This window comes from Chryseobacterium sp. CBSDS_008, assembly GCF_049959325.1.
GTDB lineage: Bacteria > Bacteroidota > Bacteroidia > Flavobacteriales > Weeksellaceae > Chryseobacterium.
In genome coordinates this window covers 2,992,941-3,011,180 of sequence record NZ_CP188202.1, presented here as the reverse complement: position 1 = coordinate 3,011,180, position 18,240 = coordinate 2,992,941, and the positions used below count along the sequence as shown (strand labels likewise).

Genomic DNA, 18,240 nt, shown 5'->3' with positions numbered 1-18,240 from the left:
TGTTAATAAATAAGCTTTCAAACGAAAGCTTATTTTTTATTCACAGAAATCAGATAATCATACACCATTTGATGTTGATCATCCGTCAGTTTAGCCCTTGGAGCCATTCTGCTTAAAGTGTTGATCCATCCCTGGTCGTCATGCTTGGTAGGTTCCGGCAGTTTATGACATTTTGTACAGGAATTTTCAAAAATGGTCTTTCCTTGCGCCAATTGCTCGGATGAGGTATACTTTGGCCCTGTTACAGCCACGCTTTTAGGTCCGCATGATACCAGAAATGCTGATGCTGCGATACCGGTTAAGAGGAATTTTTTCATATTCTATTTTTGTTTGATGATTACTTCTTCACAGAAACAATATAATCATAAACCCATTGGTGCTGTTCATCCGTTAATTTTGCCTTTGGGGCCATAGAATTCATGATTCCTACCCATTGTACGGGATTGTGTGATGCAGGATCCGGTAATTTATGACATCTTCCACACGAGTTTTCAAAAATAGTTTTCCCTTGGGCAATCTGTTCTGCTGTAGATGTTGAAGTTCCTGCAGCAGCAGTGGATGGAGCAGCTTTCGGCGTACAGGATACCAGCAAAATAGCTGTAAACGAAGCCGCAGCGATGAGTTTTTTCATGTTTCTTCTTTTTGATACATAACAAATGTAATGAATTCCTTAAGCCCTTGATACAAGGCGTTGTAGTTTTAATTTAGAAGAAATAAAAATTAAATTGATAAGAATCCGTTATTATCAAATCACGGCAATTCCCGTCTTTTGTCACATCATTATGAGCCGGCTATTGACCATTCGCATTTTAATTATTAATTTTGAATCAATGAAATTTTCTACAGAAGAGCTAATAGAAGGAATACAGTCAGGACACAAACGCCTGATTGCAAAAGCTATTACATTGGTTGAAAGTAAGAAAGCAGAACACAGAATACAGGCAGAAGACCTTTTGAAGAAGATTATGCCCCATACCGGAAACTCTGTGAGGGTAGGTGTAACCGGAGTTCCCGGTGCTGGAAAATCCACTTTTATAGAAAATTTCGGACGATTGGTTATTGCCCAGGGTAAAAGAGTAGCAGTATTAGCAATTGACCCTAGTTCTGCCATCAATAAAGGAAGCATTTTAGGAGATAAAACCAGGATGGAGGAACTTGCCAAAGAAGAAAATGCATTTATACGTCCTTCCCCAAGTTCCGGGTTTCTGGGTGGAGTAGCCAATACTACCTTTGAAACCATGATGATCTGCGAAGCTGCAGGATATGATTATATTTTGATAGAAACAGTGGGAGTAGGACAGTCAGAAGTTCTGGTGGCTGATATTACCGATGTTTTCTTATTCCTTAAAATTATTGGAGGCGGAGACGAACTTCAGGGTATAAAGCGCGGAATCATGGAAATGGTAGACCTTATTTTTATCAATAAAGTAGATCAGGACAATCTCCAGAAAGCAAAAAATACAAGACTGGAATTAAAAAGAGCGCTGGATTTTATTCCGCCTAAAGAAAAAGGCTGGAAAATTCCTGTTTTATTAGGTTCTGCTCTACACAACGAGGGGTTACAAGACGTTTATGATAAAATCTTCGAGTTTATTGATCTGAAAAAGAAAAGCGGCCGTTTTGAAGAAATCAGGATTCAGCAGGCCGAGAAACGCTTTGAATACTGGGTTCAGGAATATATTTTATCCCTGATGAAAAAGAGTAATGCAGTAGAAGAAGCTTATCGCATGCACAAAAAAAATGCTTCAGCCATGGTTTCCAACCCAAGTACTGAAGCAAAATTATTTGTTGAAAAGTTTTTATCTAACGAAAACAGAGATTAAGGTTTTTCCTTTTCCTGTTTGGCCTCAGTTTTTGAAATATATCCGTCATAACTAATCGGCTGTCTGTCATTACTTCTCATAGAAACAAAAGCTTTACCGTTTTTAAAAATTTCAATATTAACTTCGTCTACATTTCTCACATCTTTAGGTTTGAACTTAAAAGTCCAGGTACCCTTTTTGTTCTGTGTTTTACTGACTGTAAAATCTTTTGAAGTAAATCGGTAGCTGTTCTCACTTGTATTTCCGTAGGTTGGATTGAACAGCCTTCCAAAGTAAGGTAGAACTACATCCAGTGTATTTTTACTTACATCAATGGTATAATCTCCATTCAGATTAAGCATTCTTGTTGCAGTAGAGTTAGGGATGGAATTCATGACATTGATAACATCATAATTCGTAGGATTGGCCCTTTGTGCATAGAAGGTAAACTCCTGAGAATCTACCAGCGTATTCACTGTTTTCGGATCTAATGAACCTTGTGAAGCACAGCTCTGAAATAAGAACAGGAATCCAAAAATCATCAGTAAAGAAATATACTTTTTCATAATGATATAATTATTAAATTTAAACAGCAAAATGTATGCAAATATATTCTTAATTGAATATTTTGGAATAAAAATTGTTAAGGTTGAATTATTAACACTCAAACTATGAAAGTTACACATCTATTAGGAATAGGAGCTATTGCTCTGTCGGCTGTTGCCTGTACTACAAACCCGATTACGGGAAGGTCTTCTTTACAGCTGGCCAACAATTCGGAAATTTTAACAATGTCTTCGCAGGAATACAGAACGACATTGTCTAAAGGTAAAGTAATTACCGGTACGGCAGATGCAAAGAGAGTGGTAAATGTAGGAAACAGAATTAAAAGTGCAGCAGAAAGATATTATCAGAGCATAGGGAGATCAGCAGATCTTGCCAACTACAGCTGGGAATTCAATCTTCTGCAGAGCAGCGAGCTGAATGCCTGGTGTATGCCTGGTGGTAAGGTAGCCGTCTATACGGGAATTTTACCGGTAACAAAAGACGATAACGGACTTGCGGTAGTACTGGGACATGAAGTTTCCCACGCATTGGCAGGTCATGGAAATGAAAGAATTTCCCAGGCAATGGTAGCCCAATATGGAGGTGCTATTCTGGGAGGAACAATCTCCAATTCACAATGGGCCAGTGTTTTCCAGAAGGTATATCCTATCGGTTCACAGGTGGCTTTATTGAAATATGGAAGAGGCCAGGAATCTGAGGCAGATGAAATGGGACTTTACCTGATGTCTATGGCAGGATATGATCCGAGAGCAGCAATTCCTTTCTGGAACAGAATGGAAGCCGCTTCTACAGGAGCAAGACAACCTGAATTCTTATCTACCCACCCGAATCCGGAGACAAGGATTTCAGATATCAACAAGGATCTTCCGAAAGCTTTAGAGTATTATAAGGCTGCGGGAGGAAAAATATAATTAGAATTTTAATCTTGAGTAAGGCCTTATTAAATTTTTAGTAAATTTGGTAAGGCTTTTTTTATGTAAACACCTAAACACAATATTATGAAGAGTTTATCAATTACCGGACTTATACTTTTAGCAGTTTCTGCATTGCTTTTCTATCTGACAACTGATTTTGCTGTTGAACAAATAAAAATTTCGCACATTATGGGAATAATGGCAGGAATTGGAATAGGACTTATCATTGGCGGAATGGTAGGGTATGTAAGTAAGGGAAGTGCTATAAAGGCAGAACAGAAGAAAAAAGAATTCAAACAGCTGCAGAAAGACAAAGAAGAGCTTGAAAAACAGGCAGCAGAAATTGCAAAACGCCAGGCTGAACTTGAAGATCAAAATAAAACCCCTCAAATTTAATCTGAGGGGTTAAAGTTGTTATTTTCGATGTTAAATTAGAATTTATATCCTAAACCTACCATAAACAGGTTAGGTCTGTTATCATATCTGATTTCTGAACCGGAAACTTTATTAATGAAATTTCTTTCATCTTTACTGAAAGCACCTTCATATCTTGCATTGACAATAAGCTTTTTGATTTCGAGCTGTGCACCAAACTGGTAGCCTACTGTAAAGTCATTTTTAGCATTCTCTTTGAAGTCATTGTAAGTATTGTCTTTGTTTAAGTTAAAACTTCCAACGGGTCCTACAAAAACGCCCAGCATATTTCCTAAAAGGTTGTATCCCAAAAGAACAGGAACATCAATACGGTTGCTTTTTACATCAAAAGTAGTATTTTCTGTAGTAAACTCATTTTTGAAGTGAGTATAATAGATTTCCGGCATCACAAATAATGAAGTAGGAAGCCCTACTTTCAGTGAAAGCCCAACATTGAAACCTACATTATTTTTACCTGTTCCATCAATGGCATCATTTACTGTCCCTTTAATATTGGACCATGAAGGTGAGCCTGTTGGAAAAATTAAGTTCGCTTTACCTGCCAGTGAAATCTGTGCAGAAGCCCACATTGAAAACCCTAATAACGCTATACTAAGTACCTTTTTCATTATCTTCTATTTTTGTATTTGTAGTTTCAATCGTTTTATCATTCTCAAGTAAATATTCTCTCAGCTCTTTAAACAGTTCTGAAGAATAAACGAAATCGATCAGATTTTTATTGCCTGCAGTAATCAGAATGTCTTTATTGCCTTCCCATTCTTTGATTCCCAATCGTAGGTATACAATTTTCTCGCCAATAGTCATTACAGAATTCATGTCGTGGGTATTAACGATGGTTGTAGTATTGTATTCTTTTGTGATTTCGTAAAGAAGGTCGTCAATCACCTTTGAAGTATACGGATCGAGTCCTGAATTGGGCTCGTCACAAAACAGGTATTTGGGATTATTTACGATGGCTCTTGCAATAGCAACCCTTTTCTGCATACCCCCGGAAATCTCGGAGGGATATTTTTTGTCGGCCTTATCAAGGTGTACTCTTCCTATTACTTCAAAAACCCTTTTCTTTTTTTCTCTGTACGTAAGATTGGTAAACATATCAAGCGGGAACATGATATTCTCTTCCACTGTCAAGGAGTCAAATAAGGCACTTCCCTGAAATACAGTTCCGATTTCTGAACGGAGATGCTGTTTCTCATCCCGGGTCATGGTATTTATATCCTTACCATCAAACAGGATTTCTCCGGAAGACGGCATATAAACATTCAATAAACTTTTTAAAAAAACGGTTTTACCGGAACCACTCTGCCCAATGATTAAGTTTACTTTTCCTTTATCAAATGAAGTTGAAATTCCCTTAAGCACTTCAACATCACCAAAACTTTTCTTAAGATCTTTTACCTCAATCATCAGCTTAATATTAATTGGGTTAAAATTAATTCGGAAATGATAATGAACACCATTGTCCATACTACTGCCTGCGTACTGGCTCTACCTACTTCCAGCGATCCGCCTTTTACAAAATATCCGAAGTAAGAAGGAACTGTGGCAATAATAAAAGCGAAAACGGTTGTTTTGGCAAATGCATAATAAATAAACAAATTAGGCATATACATTTGAATACCAACAATATAATCGTTTTCTGTCCAGTTTCCTGTTAAAATCCCGGCAATATAGCCTCCGCCAATACCAAATACAATACTGATGGCAATAAGAAGAGGATTAAAAAGCATACAGGCGATGATTTTAGGAAGTATCAGAAAATTGGGTGAGTTTACTCCCATAATGTCCAATGCATCAATCTGTTCGGAAACCCTCATTGTTCCAATACTGGAAGCAATATATGAACCTACTTTACCTGCCAGAATCAAGCTGATAATTGTAGGCGCGAATTCCAACACCAGAACCGCTTTCGTAGCATATCCTACAAATGAAGTTGGTATGGGAAATGAAGAAGCATCAAAGTTATTGAACATCTGAATAGCAACTACAGCCCCCACGAAGATCGATGTGAAGACTACAAGCCCGAAAGAATTTACTCCCAAATCATTAATTTCTCTCATGAACAGCTTCCAGAAAACCCTCATTTTCTGAGGTTTCTGCAGGGATTTTCCCAAAAGGATAATGTATTCCCCTATGGCTGTGAAAAACTTTTTTAACATACTGCTAAATTAGACTTTTTTATTTAATTGGACTAGAGTCCCGGATAAGACTAAAGCCTGGTTTTGTGTTAAAATTATTTTCGTTATTTACCTTGTTTCTTTCTTTATTTTGCATTTTTATCTCCTCCTATGACCAATAAAACGGTTTTTAAAATAATAACCAGATCAAGGACAAAACTCCAGTTTCTTACGTAAAAAGCATCGGCCAGAACTCTTTTTTGCATCTCTACTTCCACATCCCCGAAGTCACCACGCAGTCCGTTTACCTGTGCTAAGCCCGTAATGCCAGGGTTAACCATGCTTCTCAAGCTGTACCTTCCGATTTTTGGTTTGTAATAATTGTCTACAGACAGCATATGAGGACGCGGACCTACTACAGACATTTCTCCTTTCAATACATTAATGAATTGCGGAAGTTCATCAAGGCTGGTTTTTCTTAAAAATCTACCCACTCTGGTAATTCTGGAATCATTGACGGAAGTGGTCTTGGTGGTGGATTCATCATTAACAACCATTGTTCTGAATTTGATACAATTAAAAACCCCTTCATGGAAACCATATCTTTTCTGAAGGAAAAAAACAGGGCCTTTGGAAGTGGCTTTGATTAAAATCGCAATGATTGGAAATACCCATGAGCAGATGAAAAGCAGTATAATGATAGAAAAGAAAATATCAAATGTTCTTTTCATCAGGAAATTAGAATAATAATCCAGCGGGTATCTGGCCTGGTTCAGTACCGGCTGAGTCTGTATATATCCAAGGTCATAAAGGAAAAAATCGCTTTGTGTGATACTTGGAATGAGTGAGATATGAATCTTATTATCTTCTGCCAGTCTGAAAATTTCATTTTCCAAATTTTCATCATAAGAGTTTTCCATTGATAAAAACAAGGTATGGATTCCATTCTTTTTCCAGAAAATGACCAGTTCGTTGATATTGATCTCAGCATTCCCGTATTCAAATATCCTGTATCCATAATCTTTACGGTCGGTAAAGATATTCTTAAGAATCTCTGTAGAATGGCTGTCACCCAAAAACATCACGTTCCTGTAATTAGCTCCAAGGGATCGCAGGTACTTGATTGCAAAATAGACTAATGATTTTGCCAGGAAGATGGATATAAAAAGATAAAGTGAAAGCCAGTAAATATCCGAATTGAAAAATACGTTGTTACTTACTTTTCCTATAAGCAGAACGCCAAGTATAAAAAAAAGGAAATGGATTAAGAGGCGTTCAAGAAACAGGGTATAGGTAAGGTTTCTCGGAATATTGTATATTTTTGTCCTGCCGCTCAGAAGCACCCAGAACAAAAACAACAGAATCAGAGAAAAAATGTTCTGATACCAGGTTTCTTTATTGTATTTTAAACTTTCGTTTCTGCTTATAAAAAAGAATATGAAGACAGATGCAATAACCATGAGGTCAAGCAACATAATAATCGATTTCAGGTATCTGGAGTATCGAATTCTCTGCATCTATCGTATTTACCGTATAAGCCCAGCTAATTTACACTTTTTTACGGGATATTCAGATATTTGTGAGTCTGAACAGAAGCCTGCCATTCCGGGTTTTCCAGGATGAAATCAGTGATCTTAGGGTACATGTCATTTCTTTTGCTCCATTCACTCTGCAGATAAAGCTTACAGTTTTCAGAAACTTTTGCTGCCTGTTCCTGAGCAAATGTGAAATCATGTTGATTGAAGATGATCACCTTAAGCTCATGCGCCTTTTGGTAAATCTCGTCTTTAGGCAGTCCGGTTTTCTTTGGTGAAAGCGTAATCCAGTCCAGATGGCCGCTCATAGGGTAGGCCCCTGAAGTTTCGATATGAATGGTACAGCCCAGCTCCTTCAGCTTGGATGTCAACACATCCAGGTTCCACATTAAAGGCTCGCCGCCGGTCAGTACAATTGTTTTACAGTGTTTTGCAGCGGTTTCTGCAATTTCTTCCGCATTCATAAGGGGATGGAGTTTCGGGTCCCAGCTTTCTTTTACGTCACACCAGTGACATCCTACATCGCAACCTCCCAGCCTGATAAAATAGGCGGCTTTTCCGGTATGTGCTCCTTCTCCCTGTAAAGTGTAAAAATGCTCCATCACCGGGAGCATTTTACCTTCTTTTAATAAAATATCTTCTTCTTTGTTCATTTTAAAATTAGTCGTTATAGACCGAAGTTTTGTAAGCAATGATGGTATTTTTCATCAACATTGCTCTTGTCATTGGGCCTACTCCTCCAGGTACCGGAGTGATCCAGCTGGCTTTTGCAGCACAGCTTTCAAAATCTACATCACCTGCAAGGTAGTAGCCTTTCGGAGAGTCGTTGTCTACTCTTGTAATACCTACATCAACGATTACTGCTCCTTCTTTAATCATATCTCCTTTTAAGAAATGAGGATCTCCCAAAGCGGTAATTACGATGTCTGCTTTTCTTGTATATTCTTCAATATCTTTCGTGTATGAGTGTGTAAGGGTAACGGTAGAGTTTCCAGGGAAATCTTTTCTTCCCATCAAAATACTCATTGGTCTTCCTACAATTTTACTTCTTCCGATAATTACACAGTCTTTCCCTTTCGTTTCAATATTATATCTTTCCAGTAATGTTAAAATACCGAAAGGAGTTGCCGGTAAAAAAGTGTCCATTTCAAGAGCCATTTTTCCGAAATTTTCAGGGTGGAAACCATCCACATCTTTTCTGGGATCAATAGCATTGATGATTTTTTCCTGATCAATCTGATCCGGTAAAGGCAGCTGAACGATAAACCCGTCTACTGCTTTAGATTTATTAAGCTCGTCAATTTTTTCCAATAGCTCAGATTCAGAAACTGTGCTTGGAAATTTGATTAAGCTGGATTGAAATCCTACTTCCTCACAGTCTTTCACTTTAGAGTTTACATAGGCCTTGCTTGCTCCATTATTTCCTACAAGAATAGCCACCAAATGGGGAGCTCTTCTTTTGCTTGCGAGAATCTTTTCTACCTCAACCTTGATCTCCGCTTTAATTTCCTTGGATACTTTAAGTCCGTCAAGAATTTCTGCCATTTTTACTTTTTTACTTTATAGATTTACTTTTACTTTCTTTTTACTTACTATTTATTTTCCTTATAGTAATTGATCAATCCATTGGTAGAGCTGTCATGAGAGTTTATTGCCTCATTGTTTTCAAGCTCAGGAAGGATTTTATTGGCTAATACTTTTCCTAGTTCCACTCCAAACTGGTCAAAGCTGAAAATATTCCAGATCACTCCCTGAACAAAAATTTTATGTTCATATAAAGCAATCAGCTGGCCCAATGAAAAAGGAGTTAATTCCTTGAATAAGATAGAGTTGGTAGGGGTGTTTCCGTGGAAGACCTTGAAATTGATCAGCCGGTCTATTTCTTCATCAGATTTCCCTGCATTTCTAAGTTCTTCCTCCACTTCTTCTTCCAGTTTTCCGAAGGCAAGTGCTTCAGTCTGAGCAAAAAAGTTGGCTAATAATTTATCCTGATGATCAGAAACCTGGTTCGGGCTTTTTGCATAGGCGATAAAGTCTGCCGGAATCAGCTCAGTTCCCTGGTGGATCAATTGATAAAATGCGTGCTGACCGTTTGTCCCTGGCTCTCCCCAGATGATTGGTCCTGTTTCATATTCTACGAATTCTCCATTTCTGTCTACGCATTTTCCGTTACTTTCCATATCTCCCTGCTGAAGATAAGCTGCAAATCTGTCCAGATACTGAGAATAAGGTAAGATGGCATAAGTAGTGGCTGCATAGAAGTTACGGTACCAGATTCCCAAAAGTCCCATTAATACAGGAACGTTTTCAGAGAAATCTGCAGTCTGGAAGTGCTGGTCCGTATCAAAGGCTCCTCTTAAAAGCTGTTCGAAGTTTTCATATCCTACAGAAAGTACGATACTTAATCCGATTGCACTCCAAAGAGAATATCTTCCGCCTACCCAATCCCAGAACTCAAAAATATTTTCTTCTGCGATTCCGAACTTCTTAACTTCTTCAATATTAGTAGATAAAGCAACAAAATGCTTCGCTACATCTTCCTGTTTTCCTGCTTTCAGGAACCAGTCTTTAGCTGAATTGGCATTCGTCATTGTTTCCTGAGTCGTAAATGTCTTGGAAGCAATGATGAATAAAGTAGTTTCAGGATTTAAATCTTTCACCACTTCTGCAATATGATTTCCGTCCACATTGGAAACAAAATGAACGTTTAATCTTGTTTTAAAATGCTTTAAAGCCGAACAAACCATCACAGGGCCTAAATCTGATCCTCCAATCCCGATGTTTACTACATCTGTGATCTCTTTTCCACTGAAACCTTTATGCGCTCCTGAAATAATTTTTTCGGAAAAAGACTTCATATGCTCAAGAACGCTCTTGATTTGTGGCTTGATGTTTTCGCCATCCACAATAATTTCACGGTCAGAAAAATCTCTTAAAGCGGTGTGCAATACAGCTCTTCCTTCTGTTTCATTGATTTTATCTCCTGAGAACATTCTGGAAATAGCATCTTTTAACTGGCTTTCTTCAGCCAACTGCAATAAAAGATCTTTTGTTTTTGAATCAATTAAGTTTTTAGAATAATCAAAAAGGTAGTTGTCCTTTTGGAGGGAAAATTCGTTAAAACGGTTCGGGTTATATTGGAAAAGGGTTCTAAGATCAAAATCATTTCCACCGAAGTGTTCGTCAAGTGCTTTCCAGCTGTTGGTTTGTGTTGGATTTATTTTTGATAGCATATACAGAATTTTTATCATTCAGAAAATCATATATCGGATGAAAGTAGCTCATAATTCATAATGATTTATTTCTGATTTGCAAATTTACGGAAAAATAAAACCTCAGATAAATTTGAAGATGAGAAATAATGATTTTTTAAAGAACAACACCTCAGAGTAAGTTTCAGGTGTTATAAAAAGTGTTTCGTGACAAGAGTTTTGCATGTTATTCTTCCATTTCTTTCAGGATTTTTTCCAAACTTTTCTTTTTCTTAAAAAATAAATTATAGCTGCTGCAATTAATAAAATTGGCCAGATATTGATAAGAGCTACTATAATTCTCTGAATCAGATAGAAGCCGTACACGAAACCATCTTTAGCATCATAGATGAAATTATATTTATACTTATTGTCAATGCTTGTTGTGTTGGTCACTGCAATTTCGGCAATGCGCAATTTCGGCTCTTTGATATAGATGTCTATGGTGCTGTATTTAAGATCGTCTGTCATATTCATGCTTTGCAGCTTTTGAAGATTCCCTTCAGATATATTCTCATTGTCCAGCGTTACTTTATCTTTATTTGTTTTAAGCTTACTGATATTCTCAGAAGTCTTTTGATTTCTTTTTCCTTCCAGTTCGGAATATTTGATATTGGCCGTTACATCTTCCGCATTGATGGATCTTGAATTAAGAAATAATTTATTGGTATTGATGGCTGTTAAAAGTTCACCAAGCTTTTCAGTAGGAATGCGTACCTGCATTCTGTTCTCAGTCTGATATTTTTTTACCAGCATAGCCTCTTCATTGGATGTATTGTAGGTATTTTCAGACACCACATTACTTTGGAGATTACTAGTGGTAACAAACCCGCCAAGCTCCTGTACTGATTTTTCAATAGCGATGGTTGCATTATACACATCTTTTACTTCCATACTCACATCTGCAGTCTTGATGAACTGTTTATCTTTTACCTTCATATCTGCAACAGATGAGATGCTGTCTGATACAACAGCTGCTGCAGAGTCTGAAGTGGCATAAGCATTAAGATCTGTTTCGGCAACTTCGCTCTTTTTGCATGAATAAATGCCTAATAAAAGAACAGCAGATAGAGATAATTTAAGGTAAGTGGTTTTCATAGCGTTGATTTTTATTGTTTTCCTGAAGTCAAAGTTCAGTCAGGATCTTTTGTAACGCTTGAAAATCAAAAGTAAATAGCTTGTAAACAGAATATGATATTTTAATTGACTGAAATCAAGTATTTTGTAAAATAGTATTGAGCTCTGGCCACTACTTTCGGAGCAATTTTTGCTTATCTTTTACAAACCAAAACTACAATCTATCATTATGTCAAATACCTTTTCCAAAATCAGAAACGCAATAAACTTATTTACATCCATAGATTTTGATCAGCTGAGTGCCATTTCCCAAAAAGTGGATCTGCCAAAACTGATGCATAATTTTTCAAAATTGGATGATAAACAGCTTTCCGGACTTATGAAAATGCTTGATCCGGAAAAGAAAAAGAAAGAACTTCCGCCCATTGACGGAGATTTTTATGACATCTACCACACGCTTACTCCGGAACAGCGCGAAATTCAGCTGAAAGTAAGAGCATTCATGGAAAAAGAAGTCAAACCTCTGGTGAATCATTACTGGCTCAGAGACGAATTTCCTTTTGAACTGATCCCGAAATTCCAGAAACTGGATATCTGCGGAGTTACCTATGAAGGATATGGCTGTCCGGGAATGCCTTTCCTGATGGAAGGGGTTATTGCGATGGAAATGGCAAGAGTGGATGCTTCTATTGCTACATTCTTTGGAGTACAATCTGGATTGGCAATGGGCTCTATTTATATCTGCGGGTCTGAAGAGCAGAAACAAAAGTGGCTTCCACAGATGCAGAAATTTGAAAAAATAGGCGCTTTCGGGCTTACAGAGCCGGAAGTAGGTTCCGGAGCGGCAGGCGGACTTACCGTAAACTGCAAAAAAACACCGGAAGGCTGGGTTCTTAACGGCCAGAAAAAATGGATCGGTAATGCTACTTTTGCTGATCTGATCATTATCTGGGCAAGAGACCTGGACAGCGGAGAAGTGAAAGGGTTTATTGTAGAAAAAGATAATCCGGGATTTTCTGTAGAGAAGATCAAAGGAAAAATGGCTTTAAGAATTGTCCAGAACGGATTAATCACCTTAAAAGACTGCCTTGTAACCGAAGAAAACCGTTTGCAGAATGCCAATTCCTTTAAAGATACCGGAAAAGTACTGAGAATGACCCGGGCAGGAGTAGCCTGGATGGCCACAGGCTGCGCACGAGGTGCCTACGAAAGTGCTCTGGATTATACCAGAAAAAGAGAACAGTTTGGAAAACCTATCGCCTCGTTCCAGATGATTCAGGGGCACCTGGTAGAAATGTTGTCTAATCTTACGGCAATGCAGACCATGGTTTTCAGGTTATCTGAAATGCAGGATGAAGGAATTTTAAAAGATGAACACGCCTCTTTAGCGAAAGTTTTCTGTACACTCAGAACAAGAGATATTGTTTCCAGGGCAAGGGAAGTAATGGGAGGCAACGGAATTCTGCTGGAATACGATGTCGCCAGATTTGTTGCCGATGCAGAAGCAATCTATTCTTATGAAGGAACAAAAGAAATCAATTCGCTCATCGTAGGACGATCGATTACAGGCTTCAGTGCTTTCGTATAGGTAACAGGTAGCAGGTAGCAGATAATAGGTTACAGGTAGTGAAAAGCAACAATAGACTCATCTGAAGTTTACTGGTACTGCCATCTGTAACCTATTACCTGCAATCTTAAGAAACTAAATGTTTATATTTTTCTTTGTTGTCAATAAGTATCCAAAGGTTGATCAGGAACATTACTCCGGCAATACCCATTCCCATTGGAGATTTGTCCATAGTGAAAACGTGGGTAACGATTCCTACCATCACAGGTAATATAACAATAGCCCCCAACGCTCTTGTTTTTGGAAAAATGAATAACAATCCGCCAATGATCTCTACGATACCCACCAAAGGCATCAGCCAGCTGATTTCTCCAAAAGCTGCGAAAAGTTTCATCTGCTCCGGAGTGGGTTTTTCCATGGGCATATAATTAAAAAATTTGTTTAATCCGGCATTAATAAACATGAGTCCGAAAAGTAAGCATAAGATAAATTTTATTATTTTCATGATTGATGATTTACTATCAAATGTAAAATAAAAATTAGATATTGTGGTTTTTATTTAGCATAAAATATAAAATCATTGTTAATGTACGTTAATTAGTGATTTTGTATAATTTTTATTGTATATCTTCGGAAGGCAATTAAACTAATACATCATGCTAAAAAATCTTAAAAAATTAAACCGTACGGATTTAAGAGAAATCCAAGGCGGAGGAGGTATTGAAAAATGTGATATCGGACCTATAGGATGTCCTTGTAAAATTCCGCCTGGTGACCCTTGCTTAGGCGGTGGGGGAACGCCACCAACACCGGATTATGGGTACTGCCCGGACACTCAAGGCTATATTCTTTGTACGGAAATCTGTCCAAACGGGATGAGTCCTTATTGTGCTCTTCCATAATAAAATAGAAAGACTGTCTTGAAAGGCAGTCTTTTTTATTAAAGTTTAAGATTTAAATATTTTAAGTTAGGAGTAGGTCAATTATTACTCATTGCCATTACACATTACTATATTCTAGTCCATTTCCTTCAACGTAATATTCTTGGAAATCTTGTAACTCTTTTTCTTCTTATAAGGTTTGGGTTCTTCCCCAAGCAATCTTCCCCAGGGTTTAAGATCATCCACTCTTTCACAGATAATTTTTATAATAGCAATCGCTGGTATGCACAGGAACATTCCTGCAATTCCCCAGAGATGTTCTCCCAAAAGAATACCGATAAAAGAAAATAAGGCATTGATCTTTACTTTGGAGCCTACCACAAATGGCAGTATAATATTACCATCTACAGCATGAATGCCAATATATCCTAAAGCGACATAAATACATGTGGAAGGAGTAGAAGTGGCAAAAGCTATAAAACAGGAAATTAACAGAGAAATGAAGATTCCCAGATACGGAATAACGTTTAATAATCCCGTCAAAACCCCTAAAAGAATCGCATATTTCACGCCCAGAACTGTAAGAAGGATGGATGTAAGAACAGACACGATAATCACCTGAAGAAAAAGTCCGAAGATATATTTCTTGGTCATGATCCTAATCTCGTTCACAGCCTCCTGCACGCTTGCTTTATGTCTTTCGTTGAAAACCGTAACGATGAAATTATTTAAAAGCCTTCTGTAATTTAAAATAAAGATAAAAAACAGGGTAAAAAAGATAATAAATCCAAATCCTGTTGAGAAAATTCCGAAGGTAAAACCTAAAATAGCCGCTGAAGAAGACAGAAGTTTATTTAATCCCTGATTGATATAATCTACCTGCTCATCCACCTTCACATTGAATGTTTTGGAAATCCAGTGCTGTAAACCACTAAAAACGGTGGTAAACTGCTCCCTGAGATGGGGAAGATCCTTGCTGAAATCAGATAACTGATTGGTAAAGAAGTAAATAATACCGCTTAAAATCATCAACATAATGAACACTGAAGTCATTGTGGACATTGATCTCGGAAATCTTAGCCTTCTTTCCATAAATGTTGCCGCCGGCAAAAACAGCATCGCCATAAGGAATGCCAGGAAAAACGGAGCCAAAATACTCTGCCCTAATGCCAGAAGATAGCCAAGACCAATAATGGAAACCACTACAAGCGTAAGCTTGACAAGGAAAGGAAGTCTAAGAAAATTCATAATTTAAAAATCTGGAGTATGGATAAAAATAAGAAAACGCTTCTGAATTGAAAAATTTTTTATTCAATCCTTCAGGATTTTCTTTATTGCAGCAAATTTTATTCCACCCAATCAGTTGAATTATGCTTTTTATCCCTAAAAACAGAAACACGCCCTGAATCTCAGAACGTGTTCCTTATTGAGAAGTTAATATGTTAAGTTGTTTTTACTCTTCAATGGCGATGTCAATGACTTCCTCCATTCTGTTGACGTAATGTACCCTCAGATTCTTCAGGTAATCTTTTTTGATCTCTTCCACATCTTTTTTGTTGGCTTCACAAAGAATAACGTCTTTAATGCCTGCTCTTGTTGCTGCAAGTAGCTTTTCTTTGATTCCTCCTACAGGAAGTACTTTTCCTCTTAATGTAATTTCTCCCGTCATGGCAAGGTGAGGTTTTACCTTCTTGTTTTTAAAAGATGAAACCATTGAAGTCAGCATGGCGATACCTGCAGAGGGCCCGTCCTTAGGAGTTGCTCCTTCAGGAACGTGTACGTGAATATTTTTCTTATCCAGATCTTCCTGGGGAATTCCCAGTTCGTCATGCTTGGCTTTAATATATTCAAGGGCAATAGTGGCGGATTCTTTCATTACCGTTCCCAGGTTTCCGGTCATCGTTAATGTTCCTTTACCATTGCTGAGGATACTTTCAATATAAAGGATATCACCTCCTACGCTTGTCCAGGCAAGACCTGTTACAACACCCGGAACTCCGGTTATTTCAGATAAGCTTTTGGGTCTTGGAACTCCAAGGATTTCATCTACTTTTTCAACTGAAATTTTCGGATCGTATTCTTTTACCAGAGCAGTCTGTAGCGCTACCCATCTTGCAACGGCAGCAATTCTTTTCTCCAGTGTTCTTACACCGCTTTCAGAAGTATGCGCTTCTACGATATGCTTAAGTTCTGCGTTCCCAAGTTTGAATGATTTTGCATCCAGGCCATTTTCCTCCTGTTGTTTCTTGATTAAATGTCTTTTGGCAATTTCAATCTTTTCCTCCAAAGTATAACCGGCAATCTGTATGATCTCCGTTCTGTCTAAAAGAGGAGTCTGAATTGTTGAAAGTGAGTTGGCCGTAGCAATGAACATCACTTTTGACAGGTCGTAGCCCATCTCCAGGAAATTATCATAAAATGATTTATTTTGTTCAGGATCAAGAACTTCCAGTAGTGCTGAGCTTGGATCTCCATGAAGACCCTGTCCGATTTTATCAATCTCATCAAGAACAATTACCGGGTTAGAAGTGCCGGATTTTTTGATAGACTGTAAAATCCTTCCCGCCATGGCGCCGATATACGTTTTCCTGTGTCCGCGGATTTCACTTTCGTCATGAAGCCCCCCTAATGATAATCTTACATATTTCCTTCCTAACGCATCAGCAATAGACTTTCCTAAAGAAGTTTTTCCAACCCCCGGAGGCCCTACCAATAATAGGATAGGAGACTTCATGTTGTTTTTTAATTTCAAAACAGCCATGTGCTCGAGTATTCTTTTTTTGATATCTTCCAGTCCAAAGTGTGCTTTATCAAGTACTTTTTCAGCTTTTTCAATATCAAAAATGTCTTTTGTATAGGTGTCCCAGGGAAGATCGGTGAAAAAATCCAGATAGTTTCGCTGTACGTTATAATCCGGAGAGTTAGGATTCTGACGCTGAAGCCTGCTGATTTCCTTCTGGAAATGTTCCTCTACTTCCCTGCTCCATTTTTTGGTCTTAGCCTTGGCAAGAAGATCTTCAACATCACTTTCAGGTCCTCCGCCCAGTTCTTCCTGGATGGTTCTGATCTGTTGGTTCAGAAAATACTCTCTCTGCTGTTTGTCAAGATCTTTTGAGGTCTTCTGATGAATCTGATTTCTCAGTTCCAGCTTTCTGAAGTCCTCGTGCATCATTTCGTAGCATTGATTCGCTCTTGTCATCAGGTTTTTCTCTTCAAGAAGCTTTTGCTTTGCAATGGAAGAAAAATTAGCATTGGTACAGATGAAATTCAGAAGATCATCATTATTATTAATATTTTTGATCGCAAAGTTGGCGGCATTGGGAATATTCGGATCCAGCTCTATAATCTTTAAAGCAAGATCTTTAATATTTTCCAGTAATGCCTCGTATTCATCCTGATTTTTAGGTCGGGTATCTTTTAATTTTGATATTTCTGCCCTGAAATAAGGCTGTTTTTCAATGATTTTTTTAATCTTAAATCGGTGAAAGCCCTTAGTTATAGCAGTAATATTGCCTTCCGGAAGCTTAATGATCTTAATGATCTTGGCCAAGGTTCCGGTTGTATAAATATCTTTTTCGGAAGGCTGCTCCATATCCGAATTTTTCTGGCTTACAATTCCAATGAAATCTCCGTTCTTCTGTGCTTCCTCAAGAAGCTGTATAGAGGTTTTTCTTCCGGCAGTAATGGGAATTACCACATTAGGGAACATTACCATATTTCTTACGGGAAGTATCGGGAATATTTTCTGTTCGGAATTTTTATCAGTCTCTGCGAAGTCGGAAAGATTGATTTCTTCAGTTACGATATCAAATCCGTCGCTGATCATTTCTTCTAAACTAATATCTTCAAATTCTGTCATAGTCAATCGAATGACAAATTGTCATTTTCGTTTTTTGTCGTTAAAGGGATTTTTTACAATATGCTCTGAAAACGTGTGGCATATTATAATATTCTAAAAATGCACAATACTTATGCCATTTGTTTTTTAGTTAAAAATACGGTCAAAATTTCCTTTTTTGGATAATCTTTGCATTTAAAATCAAAATAAAGCAGTTCTGTTTCTGTAATTTCTTAAAAATGTGTATTTTCGCAAA

19 protein-coding genes are annotated in these 18,240 nt (G+C 37.7%); 5 read left to right on the top strand and 14 right to left on the bottom strand.

All coding sequences use genetic code 11. The features are described from left to right. Positions 1 to 29: 29 nt before the first annotated feature. A complete protein-coding gene (locus ACP3T3_RS13575) occupies positions 30 to 317 on the bottom strand; it encodes a cytochrome C (protein WP_426476378.1) in 288 nt (95 codons plus the stop codon). Between the two features lie 20 nt (positions 318 to 337). Next, on the bottom strand, positions 338 to 631 hold the full coding sequence (locus ACP3T3_RS13570) for a c-type cytochrome (RefSeq protein WP_426476377.1): 294 nt from the start codon (positions 629 to 631) through the stop codon (positions 338 to 340). A 199-nt stretch (positions 632 to 830) separates the two neighbouring features. Between ACP3T3_RS13570 and meaB the strand changes: the two genes are divergently transcribed. After that, on the top strand, positions 831 to 1,823 hold the full coding sequence (meaB, locus tag ACP3T3_RS13565; RefSeq protein WP_426476376.1) for a methylmalonyl Co-A mutase-associated GTPase MeaB: 993 nt from the start codon (positions 831 to 833) through the stop codon (positions 1,821 to 1,823). On the opposite strand, the gene ACP3T3_RS13560 is transcribed toward meaB, so the two are convergent. After that, complete coding sequence (locus tag ACP3T3_RS13560) at positions 1,820 to 2,368, bottom strand: DUF4251 domain-containing protein (RefSeq protein ID WP_426476375.1); 549 nt, start codon at positions 2,366 to 2,368, stop codon at positions 1,820 to 1,822. The two genes, meaB and ACP3T3_RS13560, sit on opposite strands and share 4 nt — an antisense overlap. Before the next feature lie 105 nt (positions 2,369 to 2,473). Here ACP3T3_RS13560 and ACP3T3_RS13555 point away from each other — a divergent pair, with 105 nt between their 5' ends. Both ACP3T3_RS13555 and ACP3T3_RS13550 read left to right on the top strand, forming a co-directional pair. Beyond that, positions 2,474 to 3,280: a M48 family metallopeptidase gene (locus ACP3T3_RS13555; protein ID WP_426476374.1), complete on the top strand. Its 807-nt coding sequence runs from the start codon at positions 2,474 to 2,476 to the stop codon at positions 3,278 to 3,280. 87 nt (positions 3,281 to 3,367) lie between these two features. Then, on the top strand, positions 3,368 to 3,679 hold the full coding sequence (locus tag ACP3T3_RS13550) for a hypothetical protein (RefSeq protein WP_426476373.1): 312 nt from the start codon (positions 3,368 to 3,370) through the stop codon (positions 3,677 to 3,679). A 35-nt stretch (positions 3,680 to 3,714) separates the two neighbouring features. On the opposite strand, the gene ACP3T3_RS13545 is transcribed toward ACP3T3_RS13550, so the two are convergent. The 8 genes from ACP3T3_RS13545 to ACP3T3_RS13510 form a co-directional block, all read right to left on the bottom strand. Continuing rightward, entirely contained in the window at positions 3,715 to 4,326 is a 612-nt protein-coding gene (locus tag ACP3T3_RS13545; protein ID WP_105684092.1) for an outer membrane beta-barrel protein, read from the bottom strand. Next, on the bottom strand, positions 4,310 to 5,125 hold the full coding sequence (locus ACP3T3_RS13540; protein WP_426476372.1) for an ABC transporter ATP-binding protein: 816 nt from the start codon (positions 5,123 to 5,125) through the stop codon (positions 4,310 to 4,312). The genes ACP3T3_RS13545 and ACP3T3_RS13540 overlap by 17 nt, the downstream gene beginning before the upstream one ends. Next, entirely contained in the window at positions 5,125 to 5,877 is a 753-nt protein-coding gene (locus tag ACP3T3_RS13535; RefSeq protein ID WP_426476371.1) for an MlaE family ABC transporter permease, read from the bottom strand. Before ACP3T3_RS13535 ends, ACP3T3_RS13540 begins: the two co-directional genes overlap by 1 nt. 104 nt (positions 5,878 to 5,981) lie before the next feature. Next, positions 5,982 to 7,352, bottom strand: coding sequence for an exopolysaccharide biosynthesis polyprenyl glycosylphosphotransferase (locus tag ACP3T3_RS13530; protein ID WP_426476370.1), 1,371 nt, complete (start codon positions 7,350 to 7,352; stop codon positions 5,982 to 5,984). 41 nt (positions 7,353 to 7,393) lie between these two features. Next, on the bottom strand, positions 7,394 to 8,023 hold the full coding sequence (locus ACP3T3_RS13525) for a 7-carboxy-7-deazaguanine synthase QueE (protein ID WP_426476369.1): 630 nt from the start codon (positions 8,021 to 8,023) through the stop codon (positions 7,394 to 7,396). 7 nt (positions 8,024 to 8,030) lie between these two features. Beyond that, a complete protein-coding gene (locus ACP3T3_RS13520; RefSeq protein ID WP_426476368.1) occupies positions 8,031 to 8,915 on the bottom strand; it encodes a bifunctional 5,10-methylenetetrahydrofolate dehydrogenase/5,10-methenyltetrahydrofolate cyclohydrolase in 885 nt (294 codons plus the stop codon). 47 nt (positions 8,916 to 8,962) lie between these two features. Next, on the bottom strand, positions 8,963 to 10,603 hold the full coding sequence (gene pgi, locus ACP3T3_RS13515; protein WP_426476367.1) for a glucose-6-phosphate isomerase: 1,641 nt from the start codon (positions 10,601 to 10,603) through the stop codon (positions 8,963 to 8,965). Between the two features lie 222 nt (positions 10,604 to 10,825). Next, positions 10,826 to 11,719: a DUF4349 domain-containing protein gene (locus tag ACP3T3_RS13510; protein WP_426476366.1), complete on the bottom strand. Its 894-nt coding sequence runs from the start codon at positions 11,717 to 11,719 to the stop codon at positions 10,826 to 10,828. Between the two features lie 208 nt (positions 11,720 to 11,927). Between ACP3T3_RS13510 and ACP3T3_RS13505 the strand changes: the two genes are divergently transcribed. Next, positions 11,928 to 13,286, top strand: coding sequence for an acyl-CoA dehydrogenase family protein (locus ACP3T3_RS13505; RefSeq protein WP_426476365.1), 1,359 nt, complete (start codon positions 11,928 to 11,930; stop codon positions 13,284 to 13,286). Positions 13,287 to 13,392: 106 nt separating this feature from the next. On the opposite strand, the gene ACP3T3_RS13500 is transcribed toward ACP3T3_RS13505, so the two are convergent. Beyond that, positions 13,393 to 13,770: a DoxX family protein gene (locus tag ACP3T3_RS13500; protein ID WP_426476364.1), complete on the bottom strand. Its 378-nt coding sequence runs from the start codon at positions 13,768 to 13,770 to the stop codon at positions 13,393 to 13,395. A gap of 151 nt (positions 13,771 to 13,921) precedes the next feature. Here ACP3T3_RS13500 and ACP3T3_RS13495 point away from each other — a divergent pair, with 151 nt between their 5' ends. After that, on the top strand, positions 13,922 to 14,167 hold the full coding sequence (locus ACP3T3_RS13495) for a bacteriocin-like protein (protein WP_426476363.1): 246 nt from the start codon (positions 13,922 to 13,924) through the stop codon (positions 14,165 to 14,167). Between the two features lie 114 nt (positions 14,168 to 14,281). Here ACP3T3_RS13495 and ACP3T3_RS13490 read toward each other — a convergent pair whose 3' ends face one another. Together ACP3T3_RS13490 and lon are read right to left on the bottom strand one after the other, a co-directional pair. Continuing rightward, positions 14,282 to 15,394 (bottom strand): AI-2E family transporter, encoded by a 1,113-nt coding sequence (locus tag ACP3T3_RS13490; protein ID WP_426476362.1) that lies wholly within the window; start codon positions 15,392 to 15,394, stop codon positions 14,282 to 14,284. A gap of 205 nt (positions 15,395 to 15,599) precedes the next feature. Next, the gene (gene lon / locus ACP3T3_RS13485) at positions 15,600 to 18,005 is read right to left on the bottom strand and encodes an endopeptidase La (protein WP_426476361.1); all 2,406 of its coding nucleotides are present in this window, start codon (positions 18,003 to 18,005) and stop codon (positions 15,600 to 15,602) included. Positions 18,006 to 18,240 lie beyond the last annotated feature (235 nt).